This window comes from Streptomyces graminilatus (genome assembly GCF_001418565.1).
GTDB classification, from domain to species: Bacteria; Actinomycetota; Actinomycetes; order Streptomycetales; family Streptomycetaceae; genus Streptomyces; species Streptomyces graminilatus.
In genome coordinates, this window is sequence record NZ_LIQQ01000281.1 from 1 (window position 1) to 15,706 (window position 15,706).

Below are 15,706 nucleotides of genomic sequence, written 5' to 3' on the forward strand. Positions count from 1 at the left end.
GCGGGGGAGGCGGCTGTGGCGGGGGAGGCGGCTGGGGCTGGGGCGCCCGAACCGGTCGATCCGTAGCGAGGGCGCCTATTTCACTCCGTGGGCCGGCACTCGGTCGTGGAGTGCTCCGGCAAGTGACCCGGCCGTGTACCCGATANNGGACTTTTAATCCATTGGTTGTGGGTTCGAGTCCCACAGGGTCTACGGTGCGGGTGGCGGGGGCAACCCCTCTGACCTGCTGCGCAGCGCCTGAGTCGACTTCGGTCGGGTCGGGCGCTGCTTCGTTTTCAAGCCACTGCGTGAGCGATGCGTGAGCGGATGTGCCCGTGGCCTGCGGGTCGGCTACGACTGAGCCCCTACGGAACGGCAGTGGCAACAGGCAGGTGGGTCGAAGCCGTCGGTCCTGCCCGCGTCAAACCTGCTGAAATTCGATGTTGAGCGCCTGAAGTGACCGGCTGGACCCGATGTCGGACCTGGATGGCACGATTCCCGGCATGGAACTCGTACACCCGCTCGACGGCCTGGACGGCCATCCCTGGTCTTCCTTCTCCCACGCCTACGGCAGCGCGGAAGATCTCCCCGATCTCCTGAGGACCCTGGCCGGCACCGACGAGGGTGCGGGGGACGAAGCATTGTCGGAGTTGTACGGATGCGTGCTGCACCAGGGGACCGTCTACGCCGCCAGCGCGGAGGCGGTTCCGTTCCTGGCCAGGATCGCCGCGGTCGGTCACCGGACGGCAGATGTGCTGATGCTGCTCGGGGGAATGGCCGAGAGCGATGACGAGCACGGCGTGGTACCGGGCACGGTCCGGGCGGCCGTGGTTGAGCAACTCCCGCTGATCCTGCCTCTGTTGGCTGCCACCGAGCGGGAGACCCGCCGGACCGCAGCCTGGGCAGCGTCCCACACCCGCGCGACCGCACGCGTGCTTCCCGCCCTCCGTACGCGTTGGAACGAGGAGCCGGAGCCCTCGGTGCGCGCGGAGGTGTTGGCAGGGATTTCCCGGCTCGACCCGTCGGCCGGCGCGGCGGGAGCCGCCACTGTCCTGGACCCGTCCCAGCCTGCCGAGCTACGCATGGCTGCCGTCTTCGCCTGCCTCGACGCGGATGGGTCCTGGACCGAGTCCCACCACACGACCATGCTGTCCCTTCTGCCCGCCGACGCACTTGGGTCCGACCTCGCTTTCGAACGCAACGAACCTCTGGCAGCCGTAGTGGAGAAGCTGCTGAGCCGAGGCCGGGACGCTGACAGGGAGGCGGCGTTCGCGCTCCTCGACGCCGCCCTGCGCGATGGCCGGGCCGATGTGCGGGCCGAGGCTCTGTGGGCGGCCGACCGTGCCTGCATGCTCTCCCGCAGCGCACCGCGGCGGCTGCTGGCAGGTCTGCGCGCGGCGGCTGTCGACGAGAACGCCGTGGTCGCCGTGTCATCCCTCCTGGGCCGTCTGGGCACCGCCGCCGCATCGGCCGCAGACGTCCTGGTTCCGCTCGCCGGCCGGAACCCGGAGCAGGACGACGACCATGCGGACCGGGCGCTGGCCGCGCTCGTGCTGGTCGCGCCCGCTCAGGCCGCACCGCTGCTGTCCGCCGGGCTCGGGCGACGCCCGCGGGCGCTCGATGCGGCTGCCGGGTTCCGGAGGCCGACGGACAGCGCCTTCCCGTACGACGGTGAGCTCCTCGACGCGCTCAGGCACCGCCTCTCCCAGCCCGAGGCCCTGAGCGGCAACGAACCAGGGCAGCTGACGAGCCTTCTGGCAGGTTGGGGCGCCCGGGCCGGGGCGGCGCTGGCCGAACTGCACATGATGCTCCCGCACTTCCCGGCCCAGGCAGCCCGGGCCATCGTCGCCATCGCCTCCGACGGAACTCCCGGCGAACGTGCCCAGGCGGTCACGTCGTTGCGGACCGAGGCGGAAAGCGGCTCACTCCCCGCGGCGAAGGCCCTGTGCGAACTCGTCGGCGAGCACACGCTCCTGGCAGACTGCCTCGATCGGGAGTTTCGCCACGGTGGCCGTCGGCTCACGGAAGCCGCGGCGACGGCCGGTACGCTCGGCCCCAGGGCGGCAGCCCTGGCGTCCGCCCTGCGCGAGGCGCTCAGCGGCCCGGACGGCGACACCACCACGCCCGCGCTGGACGCGGACGTAGCACTCGCCGAAGCGCTGTGGCGCATCACGGGGGACGCCGCCACAGCGGTCGCTGCCCTGGACTCGGTCTTCGCCCGCGCCGCACGCAACTCCTGGTCCCAGTGGTCCCTCATACGGGCCGCCCGAACGACGGCACTCTTCGGGGCGGCGGGGCGGCCGCTCACCTCTCGCCTGGAAGCCCTTCTCGACCACCCGACCCAGACACCGGCCGCGGTGCTGGCCCTCACCAGCGTGGCGGAACCCGCCTCACTTGACCGCACCACACTCGCCGCGGCCGTCCTGCGTTCAGCCGAACAGGAAGCCGATCCTTCGGGGGCCTGCGACGCCCTGGAAGCCCTCGGTGTCCGAGCTCTGACCGCCGACCACCTGTGTCGGCTGACCACCCTCGCCGACGGCGACGCCCGGGTCATCCGCTCGGGAGTAGTAGACCGCATCATCCGCGAGGACGAAGCCTTCCGAAGCCGCGCCCGGGCGCTCCTCACCACATTCACGACTCCCGCCGTCCCCTGACGTCCAGGCGCCACAGATCGCTGCAACGTCGCCCGAGTATGGTCCGCACTTCCCGAACCGAGACCATGCGCCGTAGCGGGCCGAACGGGTCAACTACTGGACTCTTGCCGTGCTTCCTGCACGCCGGCCGAGGAGGGACGAGGGTCGGCAGTCCGCCGTGCTTCGCTCCAGACCGACCTCGCCAACGCCCTCAGCCGAAACTCCCGCCTCACGTCGCGCATCCAGATGCTGGAGCGACGCCTGTCCGGCACCCTGGGCCAGAAGGTCTGGGAGGAATCCGGGCTGGGTCCCTCGGCCGACATCGACCACCTCCAGCGGCGCATCTCGGCGCTGGAGCAGGAACTCGTCGACAAGAACCGTGAACTCGACGAACGCGCGGAAGAGCTTGAGGCAGCCCGAGCCGCCAACCGGGATCTCACCCGGGCTCTCAACCTCCAGCACTAGCGAAGCCGTCCAGCTGCCGCCGTCCCCAGCCCATACTGGCGCCGCCCAGAAAATCTCGAAGCCGTCCCCAACCGATCTGCTCGTCGAGCCCTTTACACCTTCGAAGCAGAACAGCAGGCGACGAGAGGAACCCCCTCCGATGGAACTGTGGACCATGGCCACCGGCCTCTTCCGCCGAGGCGGAGGCGGCTTCTGGGCCTACATGACCGAGCGGACGAAGAACCGCACGGCCGTCGAGCTGGAGCGGGAGCGCAACGCGGCCACCGCGAACGTCATCCCGCTGCTGGCCCCGGGCACCGACTTCATGGAGTCCGAGGACGGCGGCCGAACCCGAGTGATCCGCACGGCTCCGCAACCGCCGAGTGCCGACAGCCGCGAGGCCGTGGACACGGCGGACACGATTCCCTCGCCGCTTCAGGCCGATGAACCGGACGTTCTTCCGTCCACTCGGCTCGCTCTTGGACAGGCCAATGGCGGCCTGACCCCAACCGTCGCGCCGCAGGGGCGCCAGGAGGAACTCCCGGTGGGTGACCTGCCCAGGTGAACGAGAAAGACAAAGAGCTCTACGACAACGAGATCATCGATCTCTACCGTGAACACAGTCCGGTAATGCTCGGGTGGCTCATCCGTAGGAAGATTCCGCGCCCCGTCGCTGAAGAGATCGTCAACGATGTCTTCGTTGCCGTCCGGCGCAGATGGCCCTACATCCGCGAGGGAAGCCCGGTGAGCTACGCCTACAAAATCGCCAAGAATGAATGCGCAACATGGTGGAGCAAGAACAAAAAAGAAGAAAACAATCGCCACTTCGGTGAAATTGACGAGATCGCCGATCACGACAAAATCAACGAGCTCATCACCCACATCGCGCTCGCGGAGGCGATCAAAGATCTGTCACCCCGAGAACAGCAAGTAATCCGACTACGATTTTTCAAACGGTTGAGCGTCAGGGAAACCGCCGAAGCCATGGGAGTTTCGGAAGGGTCGGTCAAAGGTTACACGCATACAGCAATTAACAAGTTGCGCGAGAAAGTGGATCCTGACTACAACAACAGCGGGGAGGAGGAGCAGTGAACAAGGACCAGGAAGAGAACCGCTCCGAGGAGGCACGCGTCGATTCGTTCATGCAGGCCCTCCAGCGGATGCACAACGACCCCGCCGAAGCGGCACGCATCGACGCAATCATCGAGGACGCCGAGAACCTCGACGAAGAAGCTAACAGCCACGACCGGCCGCTCGTGGTCCACATCCACAACGAAGGCGGACACAACATCGTTGACCTGTCCCCTTCCCCGCAACCACAAATTTTGGAAGAACCGGATCCCAATAAGGCCCCTCGGGAAACAAAGCTTAGGCGCTCACACGCTCTTGGCTGGCGCCTCCCTGCGGCCCTGCCTGCACTCACTCTAATGACGACTGTCGTCATCACGTCGATGGGGCGCGCCTCTTCAGTGACCTGGACAATTCTCGCCTCGCTCTTCATGGCGATTGCGGGAGTTTCGGTTTGGCTGTCAGAGACGATCGGGTCCAAAGCTCACTCGCATGCCGTTCGACTAACCCGCGCAGTTCTCGCAGAACCGGCAGCGCGCGAAGCAGAAAACTCCGAAATGAGCGAAGTGCCGGAAGCGCCCAGAACAGGATGATCATTTGAGGGTGCAGTTAAGCAACTGCACCCTCAAATGTTATTTCGACCAACCACTCCTCACCTCGGCATGTGATTGCGCAACACCTGTCGTACTGGATAACCTCTGGAACGGCAGCGCTGAGTTGCATCAACGCGAGGTCACTTGCCGCAGCCACAGGCTGAGCCCCAGAGAACCGAACCAACGCCCCTTCACCCCGCGGTGGTCGAGCCGGATGAATCAGTAGTTGCCGGACGCGACCGGGGGATCAGTTTCGCTGCTTTCTCGGCGATTTCACGGTCCAGCTCCGGGAGCAGGCTCGTATACGTGTCCGACGTCAGCGTGATGGTGGAGTGCCGCAACGTCTCCTTCACCGTGTGGATGTCGCCGCCACCTCCGTGCGTGAGCGTCGCGGTGACGTGGCGTAGGTCCCGCAGGGTGATGGGCGGCAGGTCGGTCGTGGCGAGGATGCGGCGGAAGGTCTCGGAGACCGTCCCCGGGTGCAGCCAGGAGCCGTCCTCCTTGGTGAAGACCTTGCCTGTGTCCTGCCAGGCGTCGCCCCACTGCGCGCGCTCCTTCTCCTGGCGGGCTTTGTGGTCGCGCAGTTCGGAGATGGTCGTACTGTCGAGCGCGATGGTGTTCGCGCTGCCGTCCGTCTTCGGCTCCGACTCGTAGATGTCCCAGCCGTCCACCACGATCTCCTTGGCGGGAGTGATGAGGCCGACGTCGAGGTCGATCTCATGCCAGTCCTGGCCGACCGCCTCGCCGCGCCGGAGGCCACGGGTGCCCATGAGGTGGAGTATCGCGTAGAGCCGGTCGCCCTCGGCTGCGTCGAGGAAGGCGCCGAACTGCTGAGGTGTCCACACCATGACCGGACCGGGGATCTGACTGGTCTCTCGCCACCGCCGGACGCGTTCGTCGGTCCACAGGAGGGGCTTCGGGCGCCTGCCGGACTCCAACTCAACGTGGGACGCCGGGTTGAAGGTGATCAGCTGCTGGGCGATCGCGGAGTTCAGGGCCGCGCGCAGGGTGCGGCGGATCGCCTGTCGGCTGGCCGGACCGGTGATCTTCCGGAACGGCTTCATCTCGTCCAGCTTGGCCCGTTCGGCCGCGAGCAGCTTCCGCTCGGCTCCGACAGGCCGTCCGGGCTTGCTCGGCTTGCATCGGGCGATCTGCTCGCGGCGGGCCTCGTTCTCGACCGCGATCACCTCGTTCTCGTCGGCGATCGCGTCGAACATCTCGACCAGGTGGCCGACGTTGAGGCGGTCGAGGCGTACACGTCCGATGCGCGGCTTCAAGTGGACGCGGATATGGGAGGCGTAGCCGTTGAGCGTGGTCTTGCGGCGCTTCTTCGCGGCGAACCACTGGTCCAGCCACTCGCCGACGGTGAGGTTGCCACGGAGTGCCAAGCCCGCCCTCAGACGGCGCCGGGTCTCTTCGATGGCTGGGAGCGACGCCTTCTCGACGGCGACCTCCTCCAGCATGTCGACGAGGCGCTGGAGGCTGTCGGGGTCGTCCTTCTCCGCCAGCGCCAGCAGGGAACGGACGTGGTCGAGGTCCGTCTGCGCGGCCTTGAGGGACTCGTACCCGGCGCGGCTGAAGGAACGGCGAGCGCCGTCTTCGGTCGGCGGGAGTTCCTGGCGTATGGAGTACGAGCCGTGCTTGCGGTTGGAGAGCTTGGGGCAGTTCTTGCCGAGCGGCTTGCCGGTCTCGGTGTCACGGCAGTAGCAGCGGCGGTGGGTGGAGCCCTTCAAAGGCGTTCCTCCGGGGTGGTGTTGGGTTCGGGTTCGGGTGGGTCGACGTCGCCCAGTCCCGGTGGGAGATAGGGCGGGGTGGCGCCTTCGTCGCGGATGTCGCGGCGGAGGTAGCGGAGTCTGTACTTGGCGGAGATGGCCTCGTCGGCGTACTTGGTCCGCCTGCGCTCGGCTTCTTCCTGCTGGGCGCGGTTGGTTGCCGTCTTGGCTGCGAACTGTGCCCGTTCCTCTTCTTCAAGGGCGGCCAGGGCGGTGCGTACGAGGCTGGCGTGTGCTTCGAAATCGGGGATCAGGCCCGCGTCGTACGAGGGCATGTCCTCGTCACCGACGAAGCGCCGCAAAGCCTCCCAGGTGGGCACCAGGCTCTGGAAGGGGAGTTCCTGGGTCTGGTCGACGTAGCCGACCGGGAAGATCAGGCAGACCGGGTATGTCTCCAGGGCGGCGGCCAGGACGATGACGTCCACCAGGGGAAGGCTGGCCCGGCGGCCGGACTCCATGTTGGCGATGACGTTGCGAGGGATGGGATGCCCGAGCTGCTCGCACTGGTCCGCCAAGTCCTGTGCGCTCCACCCCATCTCCTTCCTTCTCCGCCGGACTTCGCCGGCCACGTTGGCCTTGACCCGGTCCACCCACTCGGGAACGTCGTCCTCATCAGCATCCACACCGCGTTGTGTCATGGAGACACATTAGCTTGGTCATCCTGTAGGTAGACGTCTGGAGCCGGATGTGATGGACACGTTCGCCGAGGGCTGTACCGAAAGGGGCGCGCTGTATGCGCGAAGACGCGACGGCCGGACGATCGAAGGGCTCGAAGGGGATGAGTCGGGAAGAGCTGATTGCTCTCCCTGTGTCGGTTGACCTGGAGACAGGCAACCGCGCTCTGGGCCTCGGGCGGAGCAAGGGGTACGAGCTGGCAAAGCGGGGCGAGTACCCGTGCAAGGTACTGAGGCTCGGCAACGCCTACCGGGTCGTGACCGCGGATCTGCTCGATCTGTTGGGCCTGGCGGCGTGATGGGGTGGCAGAGTAGCAAACCGTTCTGCGCTGAGCTGACACAGAAGCGCTGGACTGTTGCCGGGTGTGGACGTACCGTCCGTGTTCCCTCGCGATGGCCTGGTGCCCGCGAGAAGGGGGCGGGTCCCCGGCGATGCAACGCCGGAGACCCCAGCAACCCCGACCGGCCCTGGAAGAACCAACCCGGCGGCAAGGGCGCACAAGCCCGCCACCGCCAGACGAGGAGCTGCCCCGTGGAACATGCGGGAGCCGAGCCCTATTCCGACTCCGACAAGCCCTCGTGGCCGCCCGTCACCGTCCCCGGCCAACTCGGCCACCACGCCAGTGAAGCCCCGACGTCCGCCAACGACGTTGCGCCTGACGCCACTTCGGCGGATCGACCCGCCGAGGAAGCGGCGCCGGATCCTGAGCCGACTCATGGCTCGGCGTTGCTGGACGAACTGCGTGCGCAGATAGCTAAGTTCGTGATCCTGCCCTCGCCGGAAGCGCTGGACGCGGTCACGCTGTGGGTGGCGGCGACGCATCTACAGCCCGCGTGGCAGCACGCGCCGCGCCTGGCGGTGGTGGGGCCGGCGAAGAGGTGCGGCAAGTCACGGCTGCTGGACGTGCTGACCGAGACGGTCCACGAGCCGATGCTCACCATCAACACCACCCCGGCCGCGGTCTTCCGGTCGATCACCGAGGAGCCGCCCACGCTCCTGGTGGACGAGGCGGACACCATCTTCGGCACGCCGAAGCAGGCGGAGAAGAACGAGGAGATGCGCGGCCTGCTCAACGCCGGCCACCAGCGCAACCGGTATGTCACCCGGGTCGTCGGCAACGACCACACCCCGCACCGGTTCGCCACCTTCGCCATGGCCGCGATCGCGGGCATCGGTGACCTGCCCGACACGATCATGGACCGGTCGGTCGTGGTCCGCATGCGCCGTCGCGCCCAGGGGGAGCACGTCAAGCCCTTCCGCTCCCGCCGCGACATCCCCGGGCTCCATGAACTGCGGGACCGCATCGCCGCATGGGCCCGGCCGTCGCTGGACGAGGCGGCGGAGGCGGAACCGGTCCTGCCGGTGGAGGACCGGGCCGCCGACACCTGGGAACCCTTGGTCATCATCGCCGACCTCGCTGCCGGGTCATGGCCTCGTCGGGCCCGTACGGCGTGTGCGCGGATGGTGGCCGCAGAGGTCGAGGCGGAGGAGGAACGGCCCGGCGGAGCCCGGATTCTCGCCGACATCCGCAGGGTCTTCGCCGCCCAGCGCGAGGTGGACAGCCTCTCCACGGACGAGCTGCTGTACCACCTGCGCCAGGACGTCGAGGCGCCCTGGGCGGAGTGGGGGCGCAACGGACTGGATGCCCGCGAACTGGCCAGGATGCTGAGCCCGTACGTCATCAAGCCCGGCAACGTCCGCCTCGCCGACGGGACCCAGCGCAAGGGCTACATGCGCAACAAGTTCCTCGACGCTTGGCGGCGCTACTGCCCCGCCGTCCACCCGGTGGACCCTGAGCCCGTCGCCACCGCTTCGGGCTGAGCCCCGCACCCCTCGGGTGACCGTCCCTGCCGTCCCTACCGTGATCTCGCAGGTCAAACGGCATGCAGACAAGACGGCAACCGGGGTCAAGACGGCAACGCGATCATGATGAGCGCGTTGCCTGACCAGGACCATGTCCCGATCCGTCTTGTGCCGTCCCGCGCGTCCCCGCCGTATCGCCGCAGGTCAGGGCGCCAGCCGCCGGGACGGCATCACACCACTACGCCGTCCCGGCCGAACAGGTCGGAGAACGCCTCCGGCATCGGCCGGGACGGCAGACCGAACCCCATGCCGTACCTGCCCTGACCTGCGCTTGCAACGGCCAAGACGGCAAAGACGGACCACACCAACAACGCCCAGGAGCACCCCGCTTGACCAAGCTCTCCACCTCCAGCCGCCAGGACAACCGCCTCGACGAGGGACGGCCGATGCTGACCAAGCAGGCTGCCGAGCGATTCACGCTCATCGCAGCGGGCGTGGTCATCGTGGCCCTTACGGCCGGTGGGTTCTGGCTCTCGTACGCGCATCTCGCCGAGGTCGCCGGACAACACGGCCTCAAGAGCTCCCCGGCCCGCCAGTGGGCCTGGCCGGCGACCCTGGACGCGTTCATCGTCGCGGGCGAACTGCTCATGCTCCGCGCGGGCCTGCGCCGGGTGACCGACAAGGGGGCGATCGCTCTCACGGCCACCGGATCGGTCGGCTCCATCGCGCTCAACGTGGCCGGGGTCAGCGGCACGGGTGGCACCGGCGCCGTGCCCCTGCTCGACTACGTGGTCGCTGCGGTTCCCCCGACAGCCGCGCTGCTGGCCTTCGGTGTCCTGATGCGGCAGATCCACCAGCTCGTCGATCAACCCGCAGGCTATGCGGACACCCCTTCCGTACGGCCCGCCGACATGGTGGCGACCACGTCCGCCGGGCCGCTGGAACCACCGGTCCGGGTTTCGGAGAGCAAGTCGCGCGGTGGCCGTCCTGCAAGCGCCACGGTTGAGGATCTTGTGGAGATCGGCCGGATCGCTATCGCTGAGCACGGCACGCTCAGCCGGTCCCTTCTCCGGAAGGCCGTCAAGGGCAGGGAATTGACGATCGGCAGTGAGCGGCAGACCGAGGTGATGGAGATCCTCCGGCCTGAAATCGAAGCCGCTGGGGCAGGTCCGGACAGCAACTGACCGGAATCCCGACGGGGTCGCCGGAACTGCTTCCGGTCACCCCCTGCCAGTCGGTCACAGCCCCACCCGCCCCCGTTTATCCACACCTGTGGAGGGGGCGCCGATCACCAACACCCTGCCGACCCCTCCCCGGCGCCCCACCTACCCTTGCGACCACTTCCGGAGAACCGCTCGTGACGCACCACCCGGACCACCCCGACCGCACTCCCGACGATTCCCTGCCTCAGGTGAAGTCCCCTACGCTGCTGGGACGTTTGCGGCAGGCGTTCGGACGGGCTGCCCCTGGCGGAGCCAGTAGTACCCCGAGTCCGACTCATGGCCGGTCTTCGGGGGTCTCCGCCCCGGGAGTGGCGGAGACGGCCCGGCGCCAGGGGGCGCCGGGCCAGGGAGTCGGGGCCGAGGGCGGCTCCGACCTGGACACGCTTTATGACGTCCAGCGCGAGACCCTGAGCCGCGTTCGCGCTGCCGAGACTGCTGCGGGCGAGCCCACTGTGAAGAGCGCGCAGCCCACGATCCGCCGCTTCAGCGGAGACAAGCGCGTAGAACGCGTCGGTCCGCTGCGTTTCCTCGGTGAGGAGCGCGCCCTGCTCCAGGAGGTCGCGGCCGAGCACGGCTACAAGGGGGAGTCCGGGTTCGCGGCCGATGTCGTACTGGCCTTCCTGGACGGGCGGTTCACCGCGAATCTCCCTCTGTCCGAGGACCGTCGGCGCCTGCACGAGTTCCGCGCCCAGGTGCTTCGTCAGCTCAACCGGATCGGCGTCAACGTCAACCAGATCGCCCGCGCCCTGAACAGCGATCTCACCCCACCCGAAATGCGCCGCCACCTCGATGAGCTTCAGCACCTGCTCTCCGTGATAGCCGAGGCGCTGCGCGAGCCCGCCGACCCGACGAAGGGCCCGCTCGCGTGATCGCCGCCATCAAACCGACCGGATCCAACACCCGTGGCCTGCTCGCCTACCTCTACGGTCCCGGTCGCCATGACGAACACCTCGACCCGCACCTGGTGACCGCCTACGCGATGCTCGGCATGCCCGACCCGGGCCGCGACGAGAGTGCCACCCTCACCCAACTCGCCCGCTACCTCGACGAGCCGGTCCGGCTGCGCAACGACGAGTTCGGCAAGCCCGTCACCGACCACGTCTGGCACTGCCCCGTCCGCTCCGCGCCCGAGGACCGACACCTCTCCGACACCGAGTGGGCGGAGATCGCCCAGCGCATCGTCCACGCCGCCGGTATCGCCCCCGCCGGCGACGACCTCGGATGCCGCTGGATCGCCGTACGCCACGCCGACGACCACATCCACATCCTCGCCACCACCGTCCGTGAAGACGGTCGCCGCCCCAAACTCCACGGCAGCGGTGTCCGCGTCGGTGATGCGTGCCGGGAGATCGAGAAGGACTACGGGCTGCGGCAGCTGAAGAAGGGCGACGGCACCGGCACCCGCCGTCCCAGTCAAGCGGAGATGCACAAGGCGGCCCGCCTCGGCTGGGAGCAGACCAGTCCCGAGTGGCTCCAGGACCGCATCCGCGCGGCCATTCCGCACGCGCGCACCGTCGAGGAACTGCTCGCCTACCTCGAAGCCGATGGCGTCGAGGTCAAGGGGCGCCGAGGGCCGTCCGGCGACCTTCTGGGCTACGTGGCAGGCCGCCCCGGCGACCTGGCCGAGAACGGCGAGCAGATCTTCCACGCCGGCGGAAGGATTGCCCCTGACCTCTCCCTGCCGAAACTGCGGGCACGACTGGAAAGCACCACCCCAGAAGAGCACCCCACCGCCCGACGCGACCGATCCACCACCCCCTGGCACCAGGCGACCGAAGCCCTTGACATCTTCCAGATCTTCCAAGCGGACGCATACGGCACCACCTCATGGTCGGACGCCCAGGCACAAGGCCAGGCCACCGCGCTCGGTGAACTCATCGAGGCCGCCGCCCAGAAGGCTCCCGCCGATCTCCGCCACGAACTGCGCGTCGCCGGCCAGGCGTTCGCACGCGCCCAGCGATCCCAGATCCGAGCCGAAGACAGCGCCGCACACGCCCTGCGGAGCGCGGCCCGCGACATCGTCCACACCGCCACCGGGCCCGACGGGAGCGCACTCGCCGCCTTGGTCGCCGCAATGCTCTGGGCAGCGATACTCGCCGGGCGCTGGCACGAGGCCAAGGGCCACGCCCACCAGGCCGACGCCGCTCGTCGAACCGTCCAGCACCTTCAGGCGGCGGCAGACCGGACCTTCGCCCCCGTACTCACCGAGCTAACGGCCCGTCGGCCCGACGAGGCCGTCCGCCTCACTCACGCCCACGACGTACGGGCCGCCCTCCCTACACACGCGGACCGCATCCTCTCCGACACCAGCTGGCCCGCCCTGGCCGCCGTCCTCTCCGACGCCGAAGCACGAGGCCACCGACCGCACCAGCTCCTGACGGAGGCTGCGGCCCGACGCGAACTCACCACAGCCCGCCAACCCGCTCGCGTCCTGATCACACGCATCCAGCACACCGGCCGCAACCCCGCCCCCAACCGCCGAGCTGAGGCGGCCCGCCGACGCACCACCATGAACTCGCCCATGGCTGGCGTCGGGCCGCACGTGGCACGGACCGCCACGATTCCGCTGCCCGCAAAGCCGAGCAACCGACGACAGCCGTAAGGAGACCAAATCCGGCTTCTCGAAGGCGTGACGTAAATGCCTTCCGGCGATCACGCATGGGCTTCTTCCGTCAATTCGGCTGTGAGACATCACTGACGCCGGTACTGCTCTTGCGGATGGCTCACCGCGCGCTCGCCCACCGTCGGATTTGCATCTCCGTCTGCGGCCAGTCAGCCGCGTCAGCGCTCGGCCGCATTGCGCCTTGCTGGCCAGGCGCTGGGCCTTGCCCTCTCGGTCAAGGAAGTCAGCGGTGGCCAGGTCTCGTAGCCCGGCTCGGAGGCGCCACGGTTGCTGGGGCCGCGTTCGCCCTCAGTGCCGACGGCGGTATCTCGCGCATCTGGGCTGTGGGCTCGCGAACCTGCAAGGTCGGCGGGGACGTCCGAACCCCGGGCCCGGCCGGCCCTGTTCAAGATGGGGCGTGTCCCGGAGGCGACGCCTGTTGGCCGTCCGGCTGTCCGCCCGTGCCAGTGGCCGAGGCGCGCGAGGAGTCTCGTCCGTCGCGGGCCCTGGGAGTCGGCACGGGCGGGCGTGCCAGTTCGTCCTGCAGCAGTGCGTGCCGGAACTGGTAGACCGCGCCTACCTGGCGGAGCACGCCCAGCCGGTGTGCCTCCGCGAGGCATGCCTGGAGCCGCCAGGGAAGGTGTCCGGCAAGGGCGTGCCGGAGGCGGGCTAGCGTGTAGTACGGCCAGCAGGTGCTCATGACGGCAACGGCCGCCCCGAGCGGGCCGACGGTGCCGACAAGATCCTGCAGGAGCAGCAGGGCGAATTCGCTGAGCGGCACAGCGCGGCTGTTCATCGACGCCATGACCCAGGTGACGGTTGTGTCGACGAGGGCGAGCGCAGCGCCGGCCGCGATGAACGCGCACGCGAGTCGCCTGTCGTGGCGGAGCGAGGAGCGGGGCGTGGACGGCCCCTGCCCAGCCTGCACGCCTGTGCTCTCGTACCAGTACGCCATCGCCGCCATGGCTCCGACGATGGCGCCTACTGCCAACGCCGAATCGATGTTTCCGGCCGCGCAGACCGGTTGGAATTGAAATTGACCACGGGATTGCAGGCAGAAATTCATCGATTCGACCGTCAGTGATGCCGCCCCCACCACCGCCGTCACCGTCGCGAATCTACGAGTGCTGGAACGGAGTCGCGCGCGCCATGCCCGCGTGGAGAAGTGGCCGCGCCGAGGCTGGCGAGGGCTGGAGGGGAGCCCCGCCACCATGAGCACCGGCAGGAACTGTGTGACGAGCACCGCGATGGTGAGGAGTGCCGACAGCAGTGGCCCACTGGGTGAGTCGTGCACATAGACGAGGGTGTAGGCGGCTGCGAGCGCTGCCGGGGCGATCGAGGCCAGCGTCACCACTGCGACCGCGTCGCGTACTCGGTTGGGCCGGTGCCGTGCGAGCCGCAGCAGGCTCGGCACGATCAGCAACAGGGAGAGCAGCCGTAGGACGAGCAGCGGAACCCAGGGGTCACCGTAGTCGCGAACGGCGGGATTGGATTTCGCGGAGTCCACGAGCCCGGGCAATGTCACCGCCACCGCAAGCGCTCCAACGAAGGCCCCGACGCCCCAGGTGGAACGGGTGGCCCCGGAGGTGTCATGCAGTTTCCACCAGGCGAGGTCACGGGTCCTCTGGCGTGCCATCGCGCCGGCGAGGAAGCGCAACCAGCCCTCCGCGCGCTCCGGCGAGCCCCCGTACACGTCCTGTGGATCGCGGGCGGCGGCCCGCGCGTAGAGCGCGGGCACCAGAGTGCCGAGGAGATGCCGCTGCAGCGTGTGCCGGTCCGCGAACCGGTGCCGGTCCAACAGCTCGCGCGGATCGATGGTGCCCTCCACACAGTGCGCGCGCACGAGGCTGACCCCCAGCGGGGTGGCGAGCACAGAGGCGAGCGGACCGTCCGGCGTGGCCGCGACTTCCTCGGCAACCCTGCGCCAAGCCGCCTGACGTGGCCCCGGCTGGTCGCACAACGCGAGCGACCGCACTGCCTCCGCCGGTGCCACCGGCGACGGCGCGAGCACCGCCGCACGGGGCAGCACCCCGCACTCCGCGACCGCCTCGGCGTACTCACGGCTGCGGCAGGTCAGCATCAACGGTGCCCGCGGATCCAGCCCTTCAACGAGCGAGCACAGCACCCGCGTGCGCCGCTCCGGCTCCAGCTCGTCCAACCCGTCGATCACGGGCGCCACCCTGTGCCGCGCCAGCAGGTCCCCGGCTGCATCGGGCCCGAACCGCTCACGGTCACCGAGCACCGGATACTCCGCGAGCAGTTGCCGGCGCAGCCACCGCTCGGCGGACTCCCGCTCGGGCCGGAACGAGGACGCTGTGAGGATCACCGGGACGGGAATATCCGGCGAATGGCGCATTTCAAGCAATGCCAGTGTGAACAGCACCGCGCAACTCGTCTTCCCGCTGCCCGCGTCGCCGACCAGCACAGTCCGCCTCCGAGCCAAGTCGGCCCAGAATTCGGCGAGCTCCTGCGCCCCGGAGAACCGGACCCCGGGCCGCATCCCGGTCAGCTCCGCGTGGTCGGCCAGCTCCGCCCCTCCGCCGACGGGTGTCCAGACCACAGCCACCGGCCACGGGTCGAACAGCTGCCGGAACACCGCCTCCCGGGACCACTGCTCCCGCACTGCATCGGACAGCACCTGTTCTGCATCTGCTCGCTGGCCGCCGCTTGTCCCGCCGACCACCTCAGGGCCCCGCCAGGTCCACGGAACCCCGGCGGTCACCACCGCCACCAGCGCCGCGACCACCGCCACGTACGCCTCAGGCGACACCGGATCGCCCCGCTTCCGCAACAGCAACGCGCCGCCCCAGGCGGCACCAGCAACTACCACTGCAGCCAAACAAACCCACACGGAACGGGTACGGCGGTTCATACGGGCGCGATCCTTTTGGTGCGGTCATGTGCTCACCGGACC

At 68.7% G+C, this 15,706-nt stretch carries 13 protein-coding genes; 10 read left to right on the plus strand and 3 right to left on the minus strand.

Annotation, left to right across the window (positions count from 1 at the left end):
- Nucleotides 1–482 precede the first annotated feature (482 nt).
- The 5 genes from AOK08_RS23580 to AOK08_RS45885 all read left to right on the plus strand — a co-directional run bounded on the left by AOK08_RS23580 (nt 483) and on the right by AOK08_RS45885 (nt 4,717).
- On the plus strand, nt 483–2,633 hold the full coding sequence (locus AOK08_RS23580) for a hypothetical protein (RefSeq protein WP_157876761.1): 2,151 nt from the start codon (nt 483–485) through the stop codon (nt 2,631–2,633).
- A 225-nt stretch (nt 2,634–2,858) separates the two neighbouring features.
- Complete coding sequence (locus AOK08_RS23585; RefSeq protein WP_055529538.1) at nt 2,859–3,077, plus strand: hypothetical protein; 219 nt, start codon at nt 2,859–2,861, stop codon at nt 3,075–3,077.
- A 139-nt stretch (nt 3,078–3,216) separates the two neighbouring features.
- Nucleotides 3,217–3,621, plus strand: coding sequence for a hypothetical protein (locus AOK08_RS23590; protein ID WP_055529540.1), 405 nt, complete (start codon nt 3,217–3,219; stop codon nt 3,619–3,621).
- Nucleotides 3,618–4,148 carry an RNA polymerase sigma factor gene (locus AOK08_RS43545; protein WP_079054228.1) on the plus strand — a complete coding sequence of 177 codons (531 nt, stop codon included), beginning with the start codon at nt 3,618–3,620 and terminating at the stop codon, nt 4,146–4,148. The genes AOK08_RS23590 and AOK08_RS43545 overlap by 4 nt, the downstream gene beginning before the upstream one ends.
- Nucleotides 4,145–4,717 carry a hypothetical protein gene (locus AOK08_RS45885; RefSeq protein WP_157876762.1) on the plus strand — a complete coding sequence of 191 codons (573 nt, stop codon included), beginning with the start codon at nt 4,145–4,147 and terminating at the stop codon, nt 4,715–4,717. The genes AOK08_RS43545 and AOK08_RS45885 overlap by 4 nt, the downstream gene beginning before the upstream one ends.
- A gap of 191 nt (nt 4,718–4,908) precedes the next feature.
- Here AOK08_RS45885 and AOK08_RS23600 read toward each other — a convergent pair whose 3' ends face one another.
- Nucleotides 4,909–6,450, minus strand: a complete 1,542-nt coding sequence (locus AOK08_RS23600) for a site-specific integrase (protein WP_055529544.1) — start codon at nt 6,448–6,450, stop codon at nt 4,909–4,911.
- Nucleotides 6,447–7,127: a helix-turn-helix domain-containing protein gene (locus AOK08_RS23605; RefSeq protein WP_241827061.1), complete on the minus strand. Its 681-nt coding sequence runs from the start codon at nt 7,125–7,127 to the stop codon at nt 6,447–6,449. The genes AOK08_RS23600 and AOK08_RS23605 overlap by 4 nt, the downstream gene beginning before the upstream one ends.
- A gap of 95 nt (nt 7,128–7,222) precedes the next feature.
- Between AOK08_RS23605 and AOK08_RS23610 the strand changes: the two genes are divergently transcribed.
- The 5 genes from AOK08_RS23610 (at nt 7,223) to AOK08_RS23630 (ending at nt 12,792) form a co-directional block, all read left to right on the plus strand.
- Nucleotides 7,223–7,462, plus strand: a complete 240-nt coding sequence (locus AOK08_RS23610; protein ID WP_055529546.1) for a hypothetical protein — start codon at nt 7,223–7,225, stop codon at nt 7,460–7,462.
- A 233-nt stretch (nt 7,463–7,695) separates the two neighbouring features.
- On the plus strand, nt 7,696–8,985 hold the full coding sequence (locus AOK08_RS23615; RefSeq protein ID WP_055529548.1) for a DUF3631 domain-containing protein: 1,290 nt from the start codon (nt 7,696–7,698) through the stop codon (nt 8,983–8,985).
- Nucleotides 8,986–9,356: 371 nt separating this feature from the next.
- A complete protein-coding gene (locus AOK08_RS23620; protein ID WP_055529550.1) occupies nt 9,357–10,151 on the plus strand; it encodes a DUF2637 domain-containing protein in 795 nt (264 codons plus the stop codon).
- A 347-nt stretch (nt 10,152–10,498) separates the two neighbouring features.
- Nucleotides 10,499–11,059: a MobC family plasmid mobilization relaxosome protein gene (locus AOK08_RS23625; RefSeq protein ID WP_055529552.1), complete on the plus strand. Its 561-nt coding sequence runs from the start codon at nt 10,499–10,501 to the stop codon at nt 11,057–11,059.
- Complete coding sequence (locus AOK08_RS23630; protein ID WP_055529554.1) at nt 11,056–12,792, plus strand: relaxase/mobilization nuclease domain-containing protein; 1,737 nt, start codon at nt 11,056–11,058, stop codon at nt 12,790–12,792. The genes AOK08_RS23625 and AOK08_RS23630 overlap by 4 nt, the downstream gene beginning before the upstream one ends.
- Nucleotides 12,793–13,198: 406 nt before the next feature.
- Here AOK08_RS23630 and AOK08_RS23635 read toward each other — a convergent pair whose 3' ends face one another.
- Nucleotides 13,199–15,664 carry an NACHT domain-containing protein gene (locus AOK08_RS23635; protein ID WP_079054229.1) on the minus strand — a complete coding sequence of 822 codons (2,466 nt, stop codon included), beginning with the start codon at nt 15,662–15,664 and terminating at the stop codon, nt 13,199–13,201.
- Nucleotides 15,665–15,706 lie beyond the last annotated feature (42 nt).

Bases quoted from the DNA above. Each gene is read 5' to 3' on its own strand.
- AOK08_RS23590 (WP_055529540.1), top strand. From the start codon at position 3,217: ATGGAACTGTGGACCATGGCCACCGGCCTCTTCCGCCGAGGCGGAGGC.
- AOK08_RS23585 (WP_055529538.1), top strand. From the start codon at position 2,859: ATGCTGGAGCGACGCCTGTCCGGCACCCTGGGCCAGAAGGTCTGGGAG.
- AOK08_RS23610 (WP_055529546.1), top strand. From the start codon at position 7,223: ATGCGCGAAGACGCGACGGCCGGACGATCGAAGGGCTCGAAGGGGATG.
- AOK08_RS23580 (WP_157876761.1), top strand. From the start codon at position 483: ATGGAACTCGTACACCCGCTCGACGGCCTGGACGGCCATCCCTGGTCT.
- AOK08_RS23605 (WP_241827061.1), bottom strand. From the start codon at position 7,127: ATGACACAACGCGGTGTGGATGCTGATGAGGACGACGTTCCCGAGTGG.
- AOK08_RS23635 (WP_079054229.1), bottom strand. From the start codon at position 15,664: ATGAACCGCCGTACCCGTTCCGTGTGGGTTTGTTTGGCTGCAGTGGTA.